The organism is Sphingorhabdus sp. M41, assembly GCF_001586275.1.
Classification (GTDB): domain Bacteria; phylum Pseudomonadota; class Alphaproteobacteria; order Sphingomonadales; family Sphingomonadaceae; genus Parasphingorhabdus.
Genome location: NZ_CP014545.1, coordinates 92,966 through 110,453, shown reverse-complemented (window position 1 = coordinate 110,453; position 17,488 = coordinate 92,966). Strand labels below are relative to the sequence as shown.

Below are 17,488 nucleotides of genomic sequence, written 5' to 3'. Positions count from 1 at the left end.
TTAGCCCCAGCTCGCATCGGCGGCGGCAAGCGCCTGTGCGCCACGGCCACCCAGATCGCCGATCAACAGCTTGAGCCGGTAGGTCCACAGATGCAGGGGATGTTCCAGCGTCATACCCATTGCGCCCAGAAACTGGTGAAAATCATAAACGCAATGACGCGCGGATTCCTGAGCGTGCAGCGCCGCCAGGGCAGCATCGGCCGGGTCCAGACTCGCGGCCGCCTTCATCGCCAGCCAATAAACACCATTGGTGCGAACCTGCGCTTCGGACAGACGGTGCCGCAGCGCCTGGAACGTTGCCAGCGGACGGCCGAATTGCTGGCGTTCGGTCAGATAGGCACAGGTTGCATCCAGTGCCGCGGATAAAAGCCCTGCCGTTTCCGCAGCCAGCCCAACCCGCCAGCGAGCCAGAAATTCAGCCGGCGACACATCTATTGACCGGACTTCAGCCGGGCGACTGAGTAGCGTCGCCACGGGATAGGCAAATAGCGCCTCGGGTTCCGGCCGCAGTTGATCTGCTCGGGCGGTAAACAGCGAAACGCCATCACCGACCTGTGCCACGGTCGCGCCTTCTCGCAGGAATCGCACCGGACGGGTCGAGCGCGCGTCTTCCACAAGGCACAGCGGATAGCGGATTTTTTCTCCGAGCAGCGGGCGAACAAGCGCGCTGGCAGCGGATTCGACCGCGAAAGGCAGTCTCGAAAGCCGTTCGACCACTATGGCGGCTGTCACGGTTCCCAGATCGGGATCAAAAGCGACATCGAGAAACCCGCCCTCAACCACTGCCCGGTCCAGCTCTTCGCTGGTCGCAGCAAGCGGCGCATCATGAATCGGTGCATTCTCGAAAGGCTTGCAGAGCGAGTCGAGCGCATCCAGTATCGCGCGCTGGTCGTCGGTTAGGTCCAAATCCATCAGCGTGGCTCCCTTGGCAGGCCCAGAACATCCGAGGCGATGATGTTGAGCTGGATTTCGGCGGCACCCGCAGCAATGCCGGCAACAATGGCGCGCTGGTGGTGCATCTTCAGATAGGGATGAGCATCGGCGAGGGCCTCGGGCAGATATTCGACGACAAATTCGGCAACCCGGCGCTCGGCCATGATCGTGGCGAAACGGGCAGAGGATGCTTCCGCCCCGATCTTCTCGCCCTTGGCCCGGCGGCTGACAATCGCATAGCTCGCCATGCGCGAGGCTTCACAAAGCGCCGCGGCATGGGCCGCTTCGATCCTGACTGCCTCGCTGTCGAAATCTCCGCGTTCTTTCAATATCGACACAGCCCGGTCGAGCGCCGATCGTGCCAGACTATAACGCGGAATGCCCAACCGTTCGTTGGTCAGGGAAAAGCCGATGATTTCCCAGGCCTGCCCTTCCTCGCCCAGACGTGCGCTGGTCGGAACGCGAACATTGTCGAAAAATACTTCGTGAATGTCGCCTTCGCCAATGAGCGACGGGATTTGTCGTACCGTAATCCCGTCCGTATCCATTGGAATAAGCAAGATCGTGATGCCGCGCTTGCGGTCATCGCTGGTCCGGCAAAGCAGGAAGCAATTTTGTGCCAGCCCCGCATAGCTGGTCCAGATTTTCTGGCCGTTGACGACATATTCGTCGCCGTCGAGCTCTGCCTTCGTGCGGAGCGAGGCCAGATCGGAACCCGACCCCGGTTCGGAAAAGCCCTGGCACCAGAGCGCATAGCCCTCGGTGATCGCGGGCAGATATTGTTCCTGCTGCACCTGCGAGCCATATTTGATCAGCGTGGGGCCGATCCAGTTGACATTCATATATTGGCCGCCGCGTGGCTCACCGGCGATCCACATTTCCTCGGCGAGGATCGACTGATGCCATGGATCCAGACCCTCGCCGCCAATTTCCTTGGCCCAATGCGGCGTTAGCAGATTTTCATCGGCAAGCTTGCCGCAGAAGCCTTCGGCATATTTGGTCAGGTCTGGAGATGCCGGACCATGTTGCGAAAAGCGCTCCCAGTCGTCGGGCAAAGTCGCAGCCAGAAATTCCTGTAGCCGCTTGCGGAATGCCTGTTCCTGTTCAGTCCATGTAAAGTCCATGAAATCCCCGTCGCTATGGTCGAATGATCGCACGACCATAAGCGCAACGGCGGGGAGATAAAGAGAGATGGGTCAGACAACGCCGGAGTGATGCTGGCGGCATTATCAGCGAGCTATGGAAAACTACCGCCACACCGATATATCGCGGGACGCCGGCGGCTTTGCAGCAAATAGCGTTGAAGCGGACATCGGTTTCGCTACTGTTGCGAAAATTGCGCCTTCCATGCGTGGGATGGCGACCGGAACCAGTGGAGAGAAAAATGAGCAAGGCGAGCGTGGGTTTTATCGGACTGGGATTGATGGGCGCGCCGATCGCCAGACGGCTCGCGCGCGAAGGCTTCGCGGTTACCGGATGCGATATTTTCCCGGCCACGCTGGAAGCCTTTGACGAGCCGGACACGCAGCGCACGCTCGATCCGATCGAGGCAGCGCGCGGCAAGGATATTGTCGGCATCTGCGTTCGTACCGACGAGCAATTGCGCGATCTGACTGCCGATGGCGAAATCTTCAAGGCGCAGGGCGAAGGCGGCATTTTCATCATCACCTCCACTGTCTCCCCGGAACTGGCTCAGGATCTGCAGCGAGAAGCCGGCGAATATGGCGTGAGCGTGATTGATGTCGGCGTTTCGGGTGGCAGCCACTATGCGCTCGAAGGCAGGCTCTCGCTGTTTGTCGGGGGAGATGAAGCAACCATCGCCCGTGCAACACCCTGGCTCGAAGCCATAGGCACTGTATCCCATCTCGGCCCGGTCGGTCGGGGGCTGGTCGGAAAATTGCTCAATAATCTGGCCTGTATCGCCAATTATGGCCTCGCCGCCTCGATCCTGGACCTCGGGGTTGAACTGGACTTTGATCGCGAGCAATTGCGCGAGGCGCTGCAGCGCGGATCGGCCCAGAGCTTTGCCCTGCAGGTGGTGCCGGGGATGATGGGGGTGCGCGAAAATTCGACCGCGGAAGGCGTTCTCGACCTTCGCAACCTGCTCGAAAAAGACGTCAAACTCTCGGCCAAGCTGGCTCCGGCCGACAATGTCGCGATGACCGCCTTGCAGGATGCCTGCGCGGTTTTGATGGCCCGAATGGATCGCGCCGCAAGCGAGTTGAAAGCAAAGTAGAGCGGATTAAATTCCGCCACTACCGTACTTCCAAGCCTTATCCGCCGGTACGCTGGTAGACGCCGACGCTGGTAAATTTGCCCTGGCTGTCGACCTGGAAGAAACTGGCCATTTGCCGGACGGTCCCGTCGGCGAGATGGACCTCGATCTCGGCGGCGACAGCATTTTCGCCGGGGACGAACGCCACCGGCTGCGGCTGCGGACCGCCGTGCGCGAATACGCCTTCATACATGGTGCGGATCGCATCCATGCCCGCCACAATGCGGCCGTCGGGCAAGGCGAAGCTGGCATCGTCAGCAAATAGCGCGAGCAAACCTTCGATATCCTTGGCATTGACCCGGCGGTAATAGCTGCGGGCGAGATTTTCTGTGTTCATGGGTTTTGCTACCTGTATTGTTTGAACTTCGTCATTATGCGTGATGCCATTACCAGTGCGGGCGTTTCATCATGGCCTGCCTGCGCGCCCGCAATATTTCTTCCCGTTCTTCGGGCGACACCCTCTCGACATCGGCAGGCAGATGTTGCGCCAGATCATCAAACGCGACCTTTGTGATGGTCGGGATCGGATGGTCGCTGCAATTTGTCCAGCGGCCCTGAATCGCGCCGACGGGATAATCCGCCGTGTCGAGCCAGTTTCTCACGCCGGGATCACGGGCGCTGATCACAACCCGCCATTTTCCGTCCTTATCCAGCGGAGACTGATGGCCGTTCAGGCTGGAGTGATTATTATACCAGTCCGTCGTCTCGTAAATATAGTTGGTCAATATCATCGAACGATAGGGGCAGGTCTCGGGCACTGCGGTCTCGATGATCAGCGCTTCGCTGTCTTCGAGCTCATAGGCGGTTTCATAATAGAATTGCCCGGCCAGCCCACCGATCGCGGAGACATCAAATTCCTTGAAACGATGGACAAAGCCCTCTTCGCGCAACTGCTCGACATGATCGACAAACATCGGTCCCAAAAATCCAATCGCCTGGGGCATCGTTCGCAGATTTTGCTCAAGGGCCTGGGCGGCGGGGCGCGGCTTGCGCATGGGCCGGTCCATTCGTTCGAGTGCCAGTTTTGGCGATACCTCATTGGCCCAGTCATAGCTGACTAGGCGGACCATCAGGCGATTGGCGGCAGGACGGAGTTCCCACCATTCGCCGTCATAGCCTTTCGGTCGTTCGGCACTAATAACAACCTCGAAACTGTCATCATCGTCTACCTTCAGGGCATTGATATCGAGATGGGCACGGCCGCTGCCGGTTTCCGCGTTGCGGGGCACGACCTGACCGATCACCGCTTGGTTGAGCGAACCCCGGGTGCCGCTGAGCCGGTACACCCCGTCTGCCGAAATGCGCGCGGCGCGATAAATGGTATCGGCATTCGGTTGCCCGACGCCGAGCACCTGCCCGATTGTGGGGAGGAAGGCCGGGAAGTTGGGGTCACCGCCAAGACTGTCGATCGTGACCGAGCCGAGAGCCGAGAGAGCCAGACGCGCGACTTCCTGTCTGATCTGCGGGTCATTGCGCTGGTTCTCGGGCAGTTTTGCCAGCATTTTACCGGGCAAATCCCTTAACCCATCGACGAGTTCATCCCAGCCTGCGACTGGCGGAATATTGGTTTCTGCTTCCGGATCCTGTGCCGTCATTTCGCTAATTCCCTTATCCCCATCGTCGTTGCTGACCGCCAGCATTCCTGCCCCGGACGCAGACCAGGACAGATTTGCCACTGCCAGAAAGACAGCAAGCCTTGCCCATGACCTCCTGCTCGGCAACATCTTATTTTCCTGCGTTAATCTTTGCCTGTGATAGCGCCGCAAGGCCATGGGGAACAGACCAGGTCATGGTCTATCGCGGCGGCGATCCAGCGCGTTCAAGTGGCAAGCAAGCCCTGTATCAACAGCCGTCATTCCATCGCCGTCGCGTTCTATCGGTCGACAAGCCATAAAATGGGTTGCGCAGTGTCGCTATGAACGCTCAGATTGCCACCAATATACGGTGGGCACCGGATAGTCGTATTTCTGTGCACCCCGATGGAATGAATGGAGGATGAGCCAATGCGTTGCGAACCACACCCGATAAGCGGAGCCGTCTATCAGGAGGTCGAAGGCGGCAAGGTCCGTGTCGAAGACAAACAGCGCAACAAGTCCGGTCTGTTCGAATGGGACGGAACCTGGATTGAAGGCGACCTGACCCAGGCGGACATTCATTTCCTGCGCTACATCGGCGGCCCGACGATGCGGGCGGAGAAGGACATTTTCTGGTCGGTAATGCCTCCGACTCCTGAACATGCCGAGCAGATTTCGGCGAAATTCAAAACCGGCTCCGGACGCGATGCTCAAAATGTGTCCAGCGATGAGGACAAAGGCCAGTCGCAGCAAAGGCCGAAGATCATTGCGCCCTACGTACCGGACCCGGGTCAGGATACGGAGGAGGGGAAACGCTCCGCTGCTTATGTGCCGCAGGAATATTTTGTCGAGAATGACCGCAAGCTCGATCTTGTTCCCGAAGTGTACAAGAAATCCGCCCCCTATCCCGGCGGCCCGAAGAAGGTCCCGGTCGGCCGTTTCCATGAACAACGCTTTCATGATCTCGAGGTCGAGCATATCTGGAAGAAATGCTGGCAGATGGCCTGCCGCGCCGATGACATTCCAGAGGTTGGCGACCATATTCTCTACAAGATTGCCGATCTCGAATATATCGTGACGCGTACCGGCGAAAATGAATTCAAGGCCTATGCCAATGCCTGTCCCCACCGTGGCCGCCGAATCTGCGAGCGGGACGGGAAGAAAGCGGCAATGTTCCGCTGCCCCTTCCATGGCTGGAGCTGGGGCATCGACGGCAAGATGAAGGAATTGACCTGCGAATGGGATTTCCCGGACATTCGGGAAACCGATGGCGATCTGACCGAAGCCAGAGTAGCGCATTGGGCCGGCTTCATTTTCATCAATCCCGATCCTGATGGCGAATCATTCGAGGATTATGCCGGGCCGGAGATGCTTGAGCATTACAAGAAGAACAAGCTCGAAAACCGCTACAAGATGCTGCACGTCGGCAAGGTGATCAAGGCCAACTGGAAACTGATGCAGGAGGCATTCCTCGAAGCCTATCACTCGATCGCCACTCACCCGCAATTGCTGCTGCAGGGCGGGGATCTGGCCGAGACACGCTATGATGTGTTCGGCAACTGGGGGCGGTTGGGCCATATCAATGCAAGTGGATCGAGCCCGCAGCGCGGCATGATCCTGCCCAAGGAACGCACGCTCGACATATTCCGCATGATGGCTGACTATAACGCCGAATATCTGCGCAGCCTGATCGGCGACGAGGTAGAAGAATATTCCGATATCGAGCTGATCGAACAGACGTTCAACAATCTGTTCCCCAATTTCAGTCCGTGGGGTGGCTGGGCCCGGATCGTCTATCGATTCCGTCCCCATGGCGACAATCCGGATGAATGCATATTGGACACGATGCTGCTCGCTCCGTGGCCGAAGGACAAGCCCAAGCCGCCTGCCGCAAAACTGCAGATGATTGATCCGGATGAGCCCTGGGTATCATGCGAGGATCTGGGCACGCTCGCGCGGATTTTCGATCAGGATACGGCCAATATCACCGAGGTCCACAAGGGGCTCAAGACCAAAAATCCGCCCCATGTCATATACGGCGCCTATCAGGAATCGATCATCCGCGCCTTCCATGACCGTTATGAGCAGCGGCTTGGCCTGAAAGAAGGCGAATGAGTGAACTTCCCAGACTATGTTCCGAACTTCTGGCCCGTCCCGGCGGGACCGAGGTCGTGGAGTTCGAGGGGAAATGGTACGGCTGGGACGATCTGTGCCAGCTTGGAGACAGGCTGACCGATCTGCTCGACGCCAGCGGCGTGGCGGCCGATGCGCCGGTCACCTTCATCCCGCGCAACCGTCCATGGGCGATTGCCGCGCTTTTCACCCTGCTGTCGCAGGGTCGCACGATCCGGATGGTTTATGCCTTCCAGTCGCCTGCCGGGATCATCAGAGACATTGAGCGCCTTGCATCGCCGATAGTGGTCGCCGCAGCGCAGGAATTCGAGCCTGAAGTCGTGGAAGCGATGCAGGGCTTTGGTTATGCCGGTATCGCGCTCGACGAGCTTGCAGCGGACGCTGTTCCGGGACTGGAAACCGTCAATGAAAAAGCAAATATCAACCCGGCCGGCGAACCGCGCGTTGAAATTCTGACCAGCGGTACCACCGGCCCGCCCAAACAATTCCCCGTCGAATATGCTATGATCGAAAAATTGCTGGCAGGCGGCACGACCGGCAACCAGCAGGCGAGTGACGCGGCGAGCCAGCCGCCCATGTTGCTGTACATGCCGATCGGCAATATTTCGGGCATCTATTCGACCATCCCAACTTTCCTGCGCGGACATCGGGCGGTGCTGCACGATCGTTTCAGCCTTGCCAAATGGCGCGAATTCATCGCGACTTATCAGCCGAAAATTTCCGGTCTTCCGCCGGCCGGCGTGCAGATGGTGCTTGATGCGGATGTTCCGAAAGAGGAACTCGCCGGCCTGATGGCCATCGGCACCGGCGCTGCTCCGCTCGACCCGTCGGTCCAGCGCGCGTTCGAGGATCATTATGGCATCCCGATCCTGATCTCCTATGGCGCAACCGAATTTGGCGGACCGGTAACGTCCACCAGCCTCAAGGATATCGAGGAGTTCGGAAACACCAAGATCGGCAGCGTCGGCCGCCCGATCGGTGGCGCGCAATTGCGCGTGACCGACGCGGAGAGCGGAGAAGAACTGCCCCTGGCCAGCGAAGGGATATTGGAAGTCATTTCCCCGCGTATCGGTCCGGACTGGATCCGCACTTCGGATCTTGCCATGATTGACGAAGACGGTTTCCTCTATCTGCGCGGCCGGGCCGACGGCGCGATCATCCGCGGCGGGTTCAAGATATTGCCCGAAGCCATCGAACGGGCGCTGTTGCTGCATCCCGACATTTCCGCCGCCGGCGTGGTCGGCGTTAAGGACCGTCGGCTGGGCGAAGTTCCGGGCGCTGCGATCCAGATCAAGCCGGGACATGACGCCCCTGGCCCGGACGCGATCGAAACCCATTTGCGGGAACATGTGATGGCAACGCATATTCCGGTGCATTGGCGCTTCGTCGACGAATTGCCCAAGACGCTGTCGTTCAAGGTGCATCGGCCCGCGCTTTGCGAATTATTTGCCGATGTCGCAGCCGACTGATCCACAGGAGTATTTTGCGTGAAGCCCGACCATCAATTTCTCGACGACCTGACCCCGACCTCCAACCGGGTCGAACCGGCAGAAGTGGTTGCCGATCCCGATGCCCTGTCCTGGGACGAGAGTTGCGATATGCTGGTGGTCGGCGTTGGTCTGGCAGGAGTTTGCGCTGCCTTGCGCGCCTCTGAAGATTCCGCGCTCGACATAATCACCATTGACCGCGGAGAAGGCGGCGGCGCCAGCAAGCTGTCCGGCGGCGTCATCTATATGGGCGGGGGCACGAAAGCACAAAAAGAAGCCGGGATCACTGATGACCCGGAAAATATGGCCAATTACCTGAGCTTTGAAACCGGCGACATCGTGCGCCCCGAAACGGTACGCCGTTTCTCCGAAGCCAGCGCCTCCTTTCAGGACTGGCTGGAAACCTATGGCGCGCGGTTCGGCGGACCGGCCACCGAACAGAAAACCTCCTACCCCAACGATGCCTCGCTCTATTATTCCGGCAACGAGCTGACGGTTCCGGGACGCGAGCGCGCGACGCCGGCTCCGCGCGGCCACCGGGCCAAGCCGGAAGGTGGCGGCGAACCGACCAAATTGTCCGGCCAGTATCTGCTGCCGCCGCTCCTCCGGTCGATGGAAGAAAAACCCAATGTCCGTTTCTTTCGCCAGACACGCGCGACCCGGCTGATCGTTGACGGCGAGGGCGCGGTGATCGGGATTGAAGTCCAGCGCATGCCGTCCGGCTTCGCCGCCTGGCGCCACAGCAAGGCGATGGCGCTGGTGAACAATATCGTTGCCTCGGTCCTGGGTCTGACCAGCAAGTTGCAGGGCACGATCATGAAGCTCGAAGCGGAAAAGACCCGGACGCTTCGCATCCGCGTGCGGAAGGCTGTGGTGCTTTCTGCGGGCGGTTTTACCTACAATCGCGCCATGATGGCGAAAACCGCGCCGGACTATCTGAAATCCCATCCGCTCGGAACCATCGCCGACGACGGATCAGGCATCAAGCTCGGCATGTCGGTCGGTGGCCAGACCGGTTCGCTCGACAGGATCTCGGCCTGGAAATTCCTCTATCAACCCGAGAATTGGGTGAAAAGCTGTACCGTCGGTCCGGATGGCAAGCGGCTTGTCGGCGAGGAATATTATGGCGCAAGAACCGGCGAAGCCGTGTTTTCCAAGGCAGGCGGGAAGGGCTGGATGATCATGGATCAGCCCCTGCAACAGATGGTCCAGGAAGAAATCGATGGCATGGACAAGATGCTGTTCCAGAAGATCCAGTTCCGCGCGACACAGAAGGATTATACGGTCAGCGCCCCAACGCTCGAGGAACTGGCAGCCAAGATCGGTGTTCCCGCCGACGTGATGGCGGAGACGATCCACAGCTATAATGACCATATCGCAAAGGGCGAACCCGATCCGCTCGGCAAGTCCGAAAAATATCGCCGTACTATCGACACGGGACCCTATTTTGCGACCGACATTGGCGATTCGCTGAAAGTCTCCCCCATTCCGGCGCTGACCATGGGTGGGCTGCTGGTTGACGAGGAGACCGGTCAGGTGCTCTCCAACGAAGGCGGCATTGTCCCCGGTCTTTATGCGGCCGGGCGAACGGCTGTCGGTGTCTGTTCCCATTATTATGTCAGCGGATTGTCATTGGGCGACTGTGTCTTTTCCGGCCTGCGGGCAGCCGAGACGATCCGGGACAACAGCGGGACATCGGCGCTCGTCAACAGCTAGGGAACCGGACGGGAAGATCATGAAAGAAAGCCATCGCATAGTCCGCGCCTATTTCGCGGCGATAGAGGCAGGAGCGCTGCCCGATGACCTGCTGGCTGATGATTTTACCGCCTGGACGACCACGCAGGGCTCGCTGGCGAAAGAGCAATATCAGGGCGCGATCCCGCTACTGGCAAAATTGACCGGCGGATCGATCCGGTTCACGATCGATTCGATAACGGCAGAAGACAATCGTGCCGTGGCCGAAGCACGAGCGACTGCCAGGCTGGTCGACGGGTCAGACTATGAAAACACCTATGTCTTTGTGTTCCGCATCAGTGACGGACGCATCCGGTCGGTTGCCGAACATTTCAACCCTCTGGTTGTGATCGAGAAGCTTGTTCCCCTGATCGCTCAAGCCTGAACGGAGATCGCGTTCAATCCTTGATCCGCTGTTTGGCACTGACCAGCACCGAATTCTGCGCCTTGATCCGTGCACGCGCCGCCTCTTCCTTCGCCAGAGAGGCCGAATCCGGATAAGTGACATCGTCCTTGATGATCCGTTTCGAGGCCACATCCCAGCAACTGATTGCGGTCTTGTCCGTCTCGATGAACGGACAGTCCGCCAACGGGCTGCTTCCCCGCCAGGCGTCCCGCGCGTTTTCATCTTCCAGCCGCCAGATAGCGACATGATCATGGCCGGGCGGGAACGGCATCATCTGTCCGTAATCTTCGAAACCCAAAAATGCGCTGGAGACAATACCGTCTTGCCGGAATCTGTCCGCCATATAGACGTCTCCATACCATTCTCGAAACGCCGCTTCCTGGCCAGGTTTTGTCTGCATCTGCTCGAGCACCACACCGCAATTGGAAAATGTGCGCGGTTTCTTGTCGCGGAAGTGCAGCGGGAAATAGAAGAAATCGTCCAGCCGCGACATATCGAGTGAATCCTCGACAATCATATAGGGCGTGCGCGCCCGGTCGATATGTTCCTGGGTGAGCCAGACAGCATCATAGACATCGTAGAGTGCCAGATATTGAGCCGGAAAGGGGTCGGCAAAATCCTGCACCTGTTCCTCGGCAAAGCGAAAGCGTTGCTGGGCCAGAGCGCCGCGCATCCGCATCGTGTCGCGCGCATGGATATTGCTGTACCAGTCATTGAAATCGGCATCCCGCCCTTCGACAGCGTTGGTCAGGACGACCAGCATCGCTTCAATCATGATTTCTGCTCCTCGGGTTTTGCGGGTGCGGTGAAAAACGCAAGCGGTTCACCATGTAATTCCGACCAGTCCCGCGGCTGCTTGCCGTCGAGATCGGCGATGCCATATTTTTTGCCGAGGCGCGCTCCGATCAGCGCCTTGCCGGAATGGCTTTTGCGGTCCTGATCTTCGAGCAGCGCAGCAATGACCAGACCCGAAAATTCGGGTGTTTCAAATTTCGGCAGCATCGCTTTCAACGCCGGGCTTTTATGCTCTTCCGGCAGCGCCTTGATCATGTCCGACAGGATGAAGCCGGGCCACAGCGAAACCACGCTGACATCGGTGTCGGCAAAATCGATCGCCATATCGTGCACCATCTTGTCGGTGCCTGCCTTGGCAGCCCCATAAGCCGGGCCATGGAAATAGCTTGCAGCGCCATAGAAGGAAATATTGACGATCAGCGATGCGCCGCTCTTGATCATCAACGGAGCGGCATAAAAACTGGCGACATAATTGGAGCGTAGGCCGACATCGATCATGTCGACCAGCTTCAGGTCCTTTTCCCAGAACGGGCCCGGTGCCGCCAGTTCCTGTGCGTGCACGGCAGCGGCGTTGTTGACCAGAAGATCGAGCCGGCCCTGTTCGTTCGCTATGCGATCGAACATTGCCTTCACCTGCTGATCGTCACTATGATCGCAACGGGCAACGACACCCTGCCCGCCCGCAGACGTTACTTCTTCTACGGCCGCTTCCAGAGCGGCCTCGTCGCGGCCGGAGAGATAGACAGTCATCCCTTTTGACCCCAGCGCCCGGGCGATTCCGCGCCCCAGCCCCTTGCTTGCTCCGGTTACCAGAGCGATTTTCTTGGTCATTTTCAATTCCTGCAAAAAACAAAGCCCGGCCAGAGTGAGAGGACTCTGGCCGGGCTTTTCGGCTTATCGATTAAAATTCCGAACTCAGAATTTCTTGGACAAGCTCAGCTTGAAAATGCGTCCCAGCGTGAAGCCGCTATAGTTGAGGTTCCGCTGCTGACGGAAGACTGGCGGATCGGTGTCGAATATATTGTCCACGTTCACCCGCAGCGCCAGACCGTCGGCAATGCCCGAACCTTCCGGGAATTCATAACCGAGATATAGGTCGGCAACGGTGAAGCTGCTGACTTTTGTCTGGTTCACAGCGGTGTTGGTATCGAATCCACCGGTGTGTTTCACGGTAACCCTGCCGGTAAAACCACCAGCCCTCAAACCGATATTACCCGCGATATTAAAATCGGGTTCGTCGAATTCAAGTTGATCGACCGTGGTGCCGGAGTCCGTGATATCGAAGGTGAACAGTTTGTTTCCGGCCACCCCAAAGCTGACATCACCGAAGCCTGTCTCGACCAAATAACTGGCCGAGAAATCCAGACCCTTCAGACGTGCCTTGGAGATATTTGCAACACGCCGGTCAATGATGAGAGCCAAATCTGCGACATTAATCCCGGCAAATTGCGTACCATTTTCAGACGCCGCAAGAAATGCATCAAGGTCAGCCTGAGTCGGGTTGAAGATGAACTTTTCCGGGTTCAACAGAACGACCGACGCCAACTGAGGGTTAACCGCGCCCAAAATGTTGGTGAAATCAATGTCGTAATAATTCGCACCAAATTTCAGATTATCGACCGGTTCAAAATCAAAACCAACGGACCATGTTTCGGCGGTCTGAGGCTTCAAGGCTCCGCCCGAACCTTCAACGAGCAAGACGTCATCCCGTGTAGGATCGATGAGAACGCCGGGAGCGCTGGTGATCTCGCCGTTAGGATCCGGCACCCCTAGTACGGCACCGGCAATGAATCTCGCATTGGCCGTCCGGACACTGTCCAGCGCGGTTGGCGCATTGAACGATTCGCCCCAATGGCCAAAGATTCTCAGCCTGTCGACGGGTGTGAAATTGAACCCGATATTCGGATTGAACGTGTCGCCAAAATCGCTGTAGTCATCATATCGACCGGACAGTGACAGATCCAGCATGGAGAATACCGGTATGGAGAGTTCACCAAACACCGATTTGACATTGCGCGATGCTTGCCGGAACGGCTGGTTCGCGATTCCGCCGATAGTGACATCGCCTTCCCGCAATTTTGCCCGATCACGGTTATATTCAACACCGACAGCGGCTTTTACTGTTCCACCCGGCAGTTCGAACAATCCCCCGTCGACAATCGTTCGGACCAGGAACAGGTCCTGCACAGATTCACCGGCGGTTTCAAAATTGAGTATGTCCGTGATCACAGCAGCGCTGGCAGCAGCAACATTTCCGGGATCGAGCGCACCGGTATTTACATAGTTGGTCAGCTTGGCCCGATCAGAACCAGGCAGCACTCTGCTTGATTGCGATTCTCCGAAATAGGCAGTGGTTTTTATCTGCCATCCGCCGCCGGCATCGAAGGTAAATTCAGGTGTAATGCCGTAGACCTGCAAATCCTGTGTCTGCTGGCGATCAACATAGGCGGCATTCGCGCCGTAGGAAAAACCGACCGAGGCCACATCATATGTATCGCCAAAGGCCCCGGGAATCATCAGGGTATTCGGGCTTGCCCCGGAGATCGTATCGCCCAGCGGATATTTGGAAAAACGAACCGAAGATTCACCGTAATTGGCTTTCACTTCAAATGTCAGATTATCCGACAATTCCTGGGTCAGGCCAAACAGGGCGCTGTGACGGGAGAGTTTGGGCAATAATGCACTTTCTCCATCAATGTCACAGGGTGAACCCACGGGTGTGCGCTTCACGCCCAGAGCCGCTGCCGCCGGGTTGCTCGTCCAACCCGCACCAAAATTGGCCCAGGTTACAATCTCGCCAACCGGCACCAGACATTCGGTGCCTGAAGGGGTCAGCACGGTACCGTCGGCATTCCAGTTGCCGCGCGCGCCATAGCTTCTGTCTTTGTTCGAGATTTCGTCGCGCTGGTAAGTCGAATAGGTGAAAAATGCACCTCCGCGATCCCAGTTGATTCCCGCCGTGATCCCGGCGTTCCAGGCGCTGTAATTATCGCCAAAGTCGTAGCCGCCATCGACCTGAATGCCGTCGAAACTCTTTCTCGTGATAAAGTTGATCACGCCGCCAACCGCGTCGGCACCGTAAAGAGAGGATCCGCCATCGGTGATGACTTCAAGGCGCTGGATTGCGCCGGGCGGGATGAAATCGGGATCGAAGGATGCCTGACTGACCCCCATTGGCGTCATGCGGTGACCGTCAACCAGAATGAGCGTTGTCGCGCCGGTAGCAGCATCAACCCCCGGCAAATTGCGAAGATTGGGACGGGAAATTTCAGACCTGTCTGCGGCCCGCGGATCATTATCAAACCGGTTGTTGAAAGTGGCTATCTGAGGAATTTCGCCGAGCAATTCATTGGTCGTCGAAGCGCCACTCTCGATGATCGCGTCTTCGTCCAGAGCGATTGATTGCGAACCCGTAGCTTCCACGCCGCGGATGAGCGAGCCGGTGACTACGATGGTTTTGTGATCAACCGTTGCAGCGTCATCCTGATCCTGAGCATAGGCAACTCCCGGACAAGCGACGAGCGCTGTTACTGCGGACGCCAGACACAGAGCAGTTTTTTTCGATTTGAATTTCATTTTAATCCTCCCTCTTCATTTTTACGCCATTCCCTGAAACAGCGCTGGCCAGATTCACTTTGGTATCTTGAACCCATTATTGTTCTTTGGTCATTTGGCGTTTCGACCTTTGCAGCCTTCCGCAACCGAAAAATGTACGACCTAGAATTGAGAGCGTTCTATGTGAGAAAGAAACTGCGGGATCAATTACCAGCACCGAAGGGGTTCCACATATCGCGTGGGTGATGCGAGCTTGGGGACCTCGGCAACCGGGATTTCCGTACTATTGATCTGGACCGGTTTTCCGCTGAATTGCGCTGTTTCAGGGATTTACAATGCACCGATCAGGTTTGCTGTTTCCCTGGTTTGCGCAGGAATCTGCACAGCGCCACCGGTTGCTCTGCTGCATGATCACACCTACTGATACGCGGCATTATAAGGGATTGGGAAGGGGACGGACGGTGAGCCAGACATTTCAGGGGAAGAATGCTCTCATCATCGGAGCGGGTCAGAATATCGGACGGCGGATTGCACAGGAATGGGCCAGGCGCGGCGCGCGCGTTGCCGTTGCCGACATTGGAAAAGACGCGGCAGAAGAGACCGCCGCAATCTTACGCTCCATGGGTACAGAGACTGTCGCCTTGCACTGCGACGTCCTTGATGAGGGTTCGGTTCTTGCGACAATTGATGCGGCGGAAAGCGCGCTTGGCCCGCTGGACATCCACATGAACAATGCCGGAATTTTATCCGGTGGCAATCCGGAAGACATTCCGCTGTCCGCCTGGCAACAGATGTTCGACGTCAACCTGTTCGGCATGGTCCGTGCGAACAACATCATCGTTCCGCGCATGATCGAGCGCGGCGCTGGCCATATCGTCAATACGGCAAGCTTCGCCGGCCTCTATCCGTTCGCCGCAAGCCGGGTGCATTATGCGGCATCGAAAGCCGCTGTGCTTTCCATGTCGGAGAATCTTGCGCTCTATCTCATGCAGTTCGGAATCAAGGTCAGTTGCCTGTGCCCCGGACCCGTCATGACCAGCTCGACTCAGGGCATGAAGCATTTTTCCGACGACTATGTGATGCGGGCACCGGGCAGCCATCTCTTCGTGAAAACACAGCAAGAGACAGCCACCATCCTTTCCGATGCCATGGAACAGGGCAAGGTTGTCATTCCGACCCATGATGAACTGTGGGCAACGCTGGAAGAAGCAGCGAAAGATCCGGATGCCTTCATCAAAAAGAAGCACGAAGAGTTTCTTGCTGGTGACCCCGGCAAGCCCGGCATCACCCAGGACGTGATCGATTCCATCAATGAATAGTCCCGCAGCGGCTGAGTCCAGCAGGAGTGAATGGAGACAATATTGGACCCTGGTCCTTGCCGCCGCGATAGGTTTTTCCTTTCAATCCTTCATGAGCCCGGCCACCGGCCTGTTCATGGGGCCGTTGCAGGACGAGTTTGGCTGGAGCCGGACTTTGCTGTCGTCCGGGTCGGCAATCGGGGCGGCAATTTCCCTGCTTCTGTCGCCGTTCTTCGGTGTCTTGATTGATCGCTACGGATCCAGAAAACTTGCCATCATCGGCCTGTCCGCCACATCGCTTTCCATCGCCGCATTCGCCACAATGACCGGGGCTTCCTTCCAGTGGCTGGGGCTCTGGTTTCTTTTTGGCCTCGCGTCGATGACCGTCCATGCCACTACCTGGACGACCGCGGTTGCCAGCGTGTTCAAGGCCAACAGGGGACTCGCCCTGGGCATGACCCTGGCCGGTTCTGCCCTGGCGTCGGCGATTGTCGCCCCGCTGACCAACTTTCTGATCGACGGATTCGGGTGGCGCGGGGCCTATATCTGGTTGGGACTGGGCTGGGGAGGCTTTGCCCTGATTCTCACTATCCTGTTTCTGTACGATGCCCATGACGGTCGACGCAAAGCGGCAATCGCGGCCAATGTCGAACTGTCAGCAGCGCCGGAACTCCCCGGCCTGACGATCAGTCAGGCCTGGCGGGACCCGTCACTATGGCGGGTAGCACTGGCAACGCTTCTGACCCTTACCATCACCATTGGCATCACGGTCCATCAGGTACCGATCATTATCGGCACCGGAATCTCGCGCACCAACGCCGCCTGGCTGGCCAGCCTCGCCGGCATTGCCGGGATTATTGGCAAGCTTGTAACCGGGATATTGATCGACCGTTTCCATGTCCGCTGGGTCGGGGGACTGACCCTCGCATCGACCGCCATCGCCTATCCATTACTGATGGAACCAGTGCGGGCGACCGAGCTGATCATCGTTGCGGTTATGATCAACGGCTATGCAGCAGGCACCAAATTGCAGCTCTGCGGATATCTGACGGCACGCTATGCGGGCATGAGAAATTATGGTGCCATTTTCGGTTTCATGTCGAGCCTCATTGCATTGGCGGCGGGACTGGGACCGATTCTGGCAGGACTGGCCTTCGACAAAACCGACGGCTACGGGCCTTTCCTCATAGGCGGGATAATATTGTCCCTCGTTAGTGCCATGCTAGTCTTCAGTCTCGGGAAATATCCGGTGTTTGAAGAACCCGCGATGCGGACCGAGTGAATGACCCGGAGAGCCA

Annotated in this window: 14 protein-coding genes; 7 read left to right on the top strand and 7 right to left on the bottom strand. The window is 57.8% G+C overall.

The genetic code is table 11. The features are described from left to right. Both AZE99_RS00570 and AZE99_RS00565 read right to left on the bottom strand, forming a co-directional pair. Positions 1-912 (bottom strand): acyl-CoA dehydrogenase, encoded by a 912-nt coding sequence (locus AZE99_RS00570; RefSeq protein ID WP_067196986.1) that lies wholly within the window; start codon positions 910-912, stop codon positions 1-3. Continuing rightward, positions 912-2,057, bottom strand: coding sequence for an acyl-CoA dehydrogenase family protein (locus AZE99_RS00565; protein WP_067203123.1), 1,146 nt, complete (start codon positions 2,055-2,057; stop codon positions 912-914). The genes AZE99_RS00570 and AZE99_RS00565 overlap by 1 nt, the downstream gene beginning before the upstream one ends. A 260-nt stretch (positions 2,058-2,317) precedes the next feature. Here AZE99_RS00565 and AZE99_RS00560 point away from each other — a divergent pair, with 260 nt between their 5' ends. Then, on the top strand, positions 2,318-3,169 hold the full coding sequence (locus AZE99_RS00560) for an NAD(P)-dependent oxidoreductase (protein ID WP_067196983.1): 852 nt from the start codon (positions 2,318-2,320) through the stop codon (positions 3,167-3,169). A gap of 37 nt (positions 3,170-3,206) precedes the next feature. Here AZE99_RS00560 and AZE99_RS00555 read toward each other — a convergent pair whose 3' ends face one another. Both AZE99_RS00555 and AZE99_RS00550 read right to left on the bottom strand, forming a co-directional pair. Then, a complete protein-coding gene (locus AZE99_RS00555) occupies positions 3,207-3,545 on the bottom strand; it encodes a YybH family protein (RefSeq protein WP_067196981.1) in 339 nt (112 codons plus the stop codon). Positions 3,546-3,594: 49 nt separating this feature from the next. Continuing rightward, positions 3,595-4,803 (bottom strand): hypothetical protein, encoded by a 1,209-nt coding sequence (locus tag AZE99_RS00550; protein WP_156472030.1) that lies wholly within the window; start codon positions 4,801-4,803, stop codon positions 3,595-3,597. A 408-nt stretch (positions 4,804-5,211) separates the two neighbouring features. Between AZE99_RS00550 and AZE99_RS00545 the strand changes: the two genes are divergently transcribed. The 4 genes from AZE99_RS00545 to AZE99_RS00530 are packed head-to-tail and all read left to right on the top strand — an operon-like array spanning position 5,212 to position 10,521. Beyond that, the gene (locus AZE99_RS00545; protein WP_197460218.1) at positions 5,212-6,897 is read left to right on the top strand and encodes an aromatic ring-hydroxylating oxygenase subunit alpha; all 1,686 of its coding nucleotides are present in this window, start codon (positions 5,212-5,214) and stop codon (positions 6,895-6,897) included. Beyond that, complete coding sequence (locus tag AZE99_RS00540; protein WP_067196974.1) at positions 6,894-8,384, top strand: class I adenylate-forming enzyme family protein; 1,491 nt, start codon at positions 6,894-6,896, stop codon at positions 8,382-8,384. The genes AZE99_RS00545 and AZE99_RS00540 overlap by 4 nt, the downstream gene beginning before the upstream one ends. 18 nt (positions 8,385-8,402) lie before the next feature. Then, entirely contained in the window at positions 8,403-10,118 is a 1,716-nt protein-coding gene (locus tag AZE99_RS00535) for an FAD-binding protein (protein WP_082788175.1), read from the top strand. A gap of 19 nt (positions 10,119-10,137) precedes the next feature. Further along, entirely contained in the window at positions 10,138-10,521 is a 384-nt protein-coding gene (locus tag AZE99_RS00530; RefSeq protein WP_067196971.1) for a nuclear transport factor 2 family protein, read from the top strand. A 13-nt stretch (positions 10,522-10,534) separates the two neighbouring features. On the opposite strand, the gene AZE99_RS00525 is transcribed toward AZE99_RS00530, so the two are convergent. The 3 genes from AZE99_RS00525 to AZE99_RS16475 form a co-directional block, all read right to left on the bottom strand. Beyond that, complete coding sequence (locus AZE99_RS00525; RefSeq protein ID WP_067196968.1) at positions 10,535-11,317, bottom strand: hypothetical protein; 783 nt, start codon at positions 11,315-11,317, stop codon at positions 10,535-10,537. Further along, positions 11,314-12,168, bottom strand: a complete 855-nt coding sequence (locus AZE99_RS00520) for an SDR family NAD(P)-dependent oxidoreductase (protein ID WP_067196965.1) — start codon at positions 12,166-12,168, stop codon at positions 11,314-11,316. The genes AZE99_RS00525 and AZE99_RS00520 overlap by 4 nt, the downstream gene beginning before the upstream one ends. Before the next feature lie 84 nt (positions 12,169-12,252). After that, positions 12,253-14,913 (bottom strand): TonB-dependent receptor domain-containing protein, encoded by a 2,661-nt coding sequence (locus AZE99_RS16475; RefSeq protein ID WP_067196962.1) that lies wholly within the window; start codon positions 14,911-14,913, stop codon positions 12,253-12,255. A 440-nt stretch (positions 14,914-15,353) separates the two neighbouring features. On the opposite strand from AZE99_RS16475, the gene AZE99_RS00510 reads away from it, so the two are divergent. Then, positions 15,354-16,211 carry an SDR family NAD(P)-dependent oxidoreductase gene (locus AZE99_RS00510; RefSeq protein ID WP_067196959.1) on the top strand — a complete coding sequence of 286 codons (858 nt, stop codon included), beginning with the start codon at positions 15,354-15,356 and terminating at the stop codon, positions 16,209-16,211. Then, complete coding sequence (locus AZE99_RS00505; RefSeq protein WP_067196957.1) at positions 16,204-17,472, top strand: MFS transporter; 1,269 nt, start codon at positions 16,204-16,206, stop codon at positions 17,470-17,472. Before AZE99_RS00510 ends, AZE99_RS00505 begins: the two co-directional genes overlap by 8 nt. Positions 17,473-17,488 lie beyond the last annotated feature (16 nt).

Bases quoted from the DNA above. Each gene is read 5' to 3' on its own strand.
- AZE99_RS00570 (WP_067196986.1), bottom strand. From the start codon at position 912: ATGGATTTGGACCTAACCGACGACCAGCGCGCGATACTGGATGCGCTC.
- AZE99_RS00565 (WP_067203123.1), bottom strand. From the start codon at position 2,057: ATGGACTTTACATGGACTGAACAGGAACAGGCATTCCGCAAGCGGCTA.
- AZE99_RS00560 (WP_067196983.1), top strand. From the start codon at position 2,318: ATGAGCAAGGCGAGCGTGGGTTTTATCGGACTGGGATTGATGGGCGCG.
- AZE99_RS00555 (WP_067196981.1), bottom strand. From the start codon at position 3,545: ATGAACACAGAAAATCTCGCCCGCAGCTATTACCGCCGGGTCAATGCC.
- AZE99_RS00550 (WP_156472030.1), bottom strand. From the start codon at position 4,803: ATGACGGCACAGGATCCGGAAGCAGAAACCAATATTCCGCCAGTCGCA.
- AZE99_RS00545 (WP_197460218.1), top strand. From the start codon at position 5,212: ATGCGTTGCGAACCACACCCGATAAGCGGAGCCGTCTATCAGGAGGTC.
- AZE99_RS00540 (WP_067196974.1), top strand. From the start codon at position 6,894: ATGAGTGAACTTCCCAGACTATGTTCCGAACTTCTGGCCCGTCCCGGC.
- AZE99_RS00530 (WP_067196971.1), top strand. From the start codon at position 10,138: ATGAAAGAAAGCCATCGCATAGTCCGCGCCTATTTCGCGGCGATAGAG.
- AZE99_RS00525 (WP_067196968.1), bottom strand. From the start codon at position 11,317: ATGATTGAAGCGATGCTGGTCGTCCTGACCAACGCTGTCGAAGGGCGG.
- AZE99_RS00520 (WP_067196965.1), bottom strand. From the start codon at position 12,168: ATGACCAAGAAAATCGCTCTGGTAACCGGAGCAAGCAAGGGGCTGGGG.
- AZE99_RS16475 (WP_067196962.1), bottom strand. From the start codon at position 14,913: ATGAAATTCAAATCGAAAAAAACTGCTCTGTGTCTGGCGTCCGCAGTA.
- AZE99_RS00505 (WP_067196957.1), top strand. From the start codon at position 16,204: ATGAATAGTCCCGCAGCGGCTGAGTCCAGCAGGAGTGAATGGAGACAA.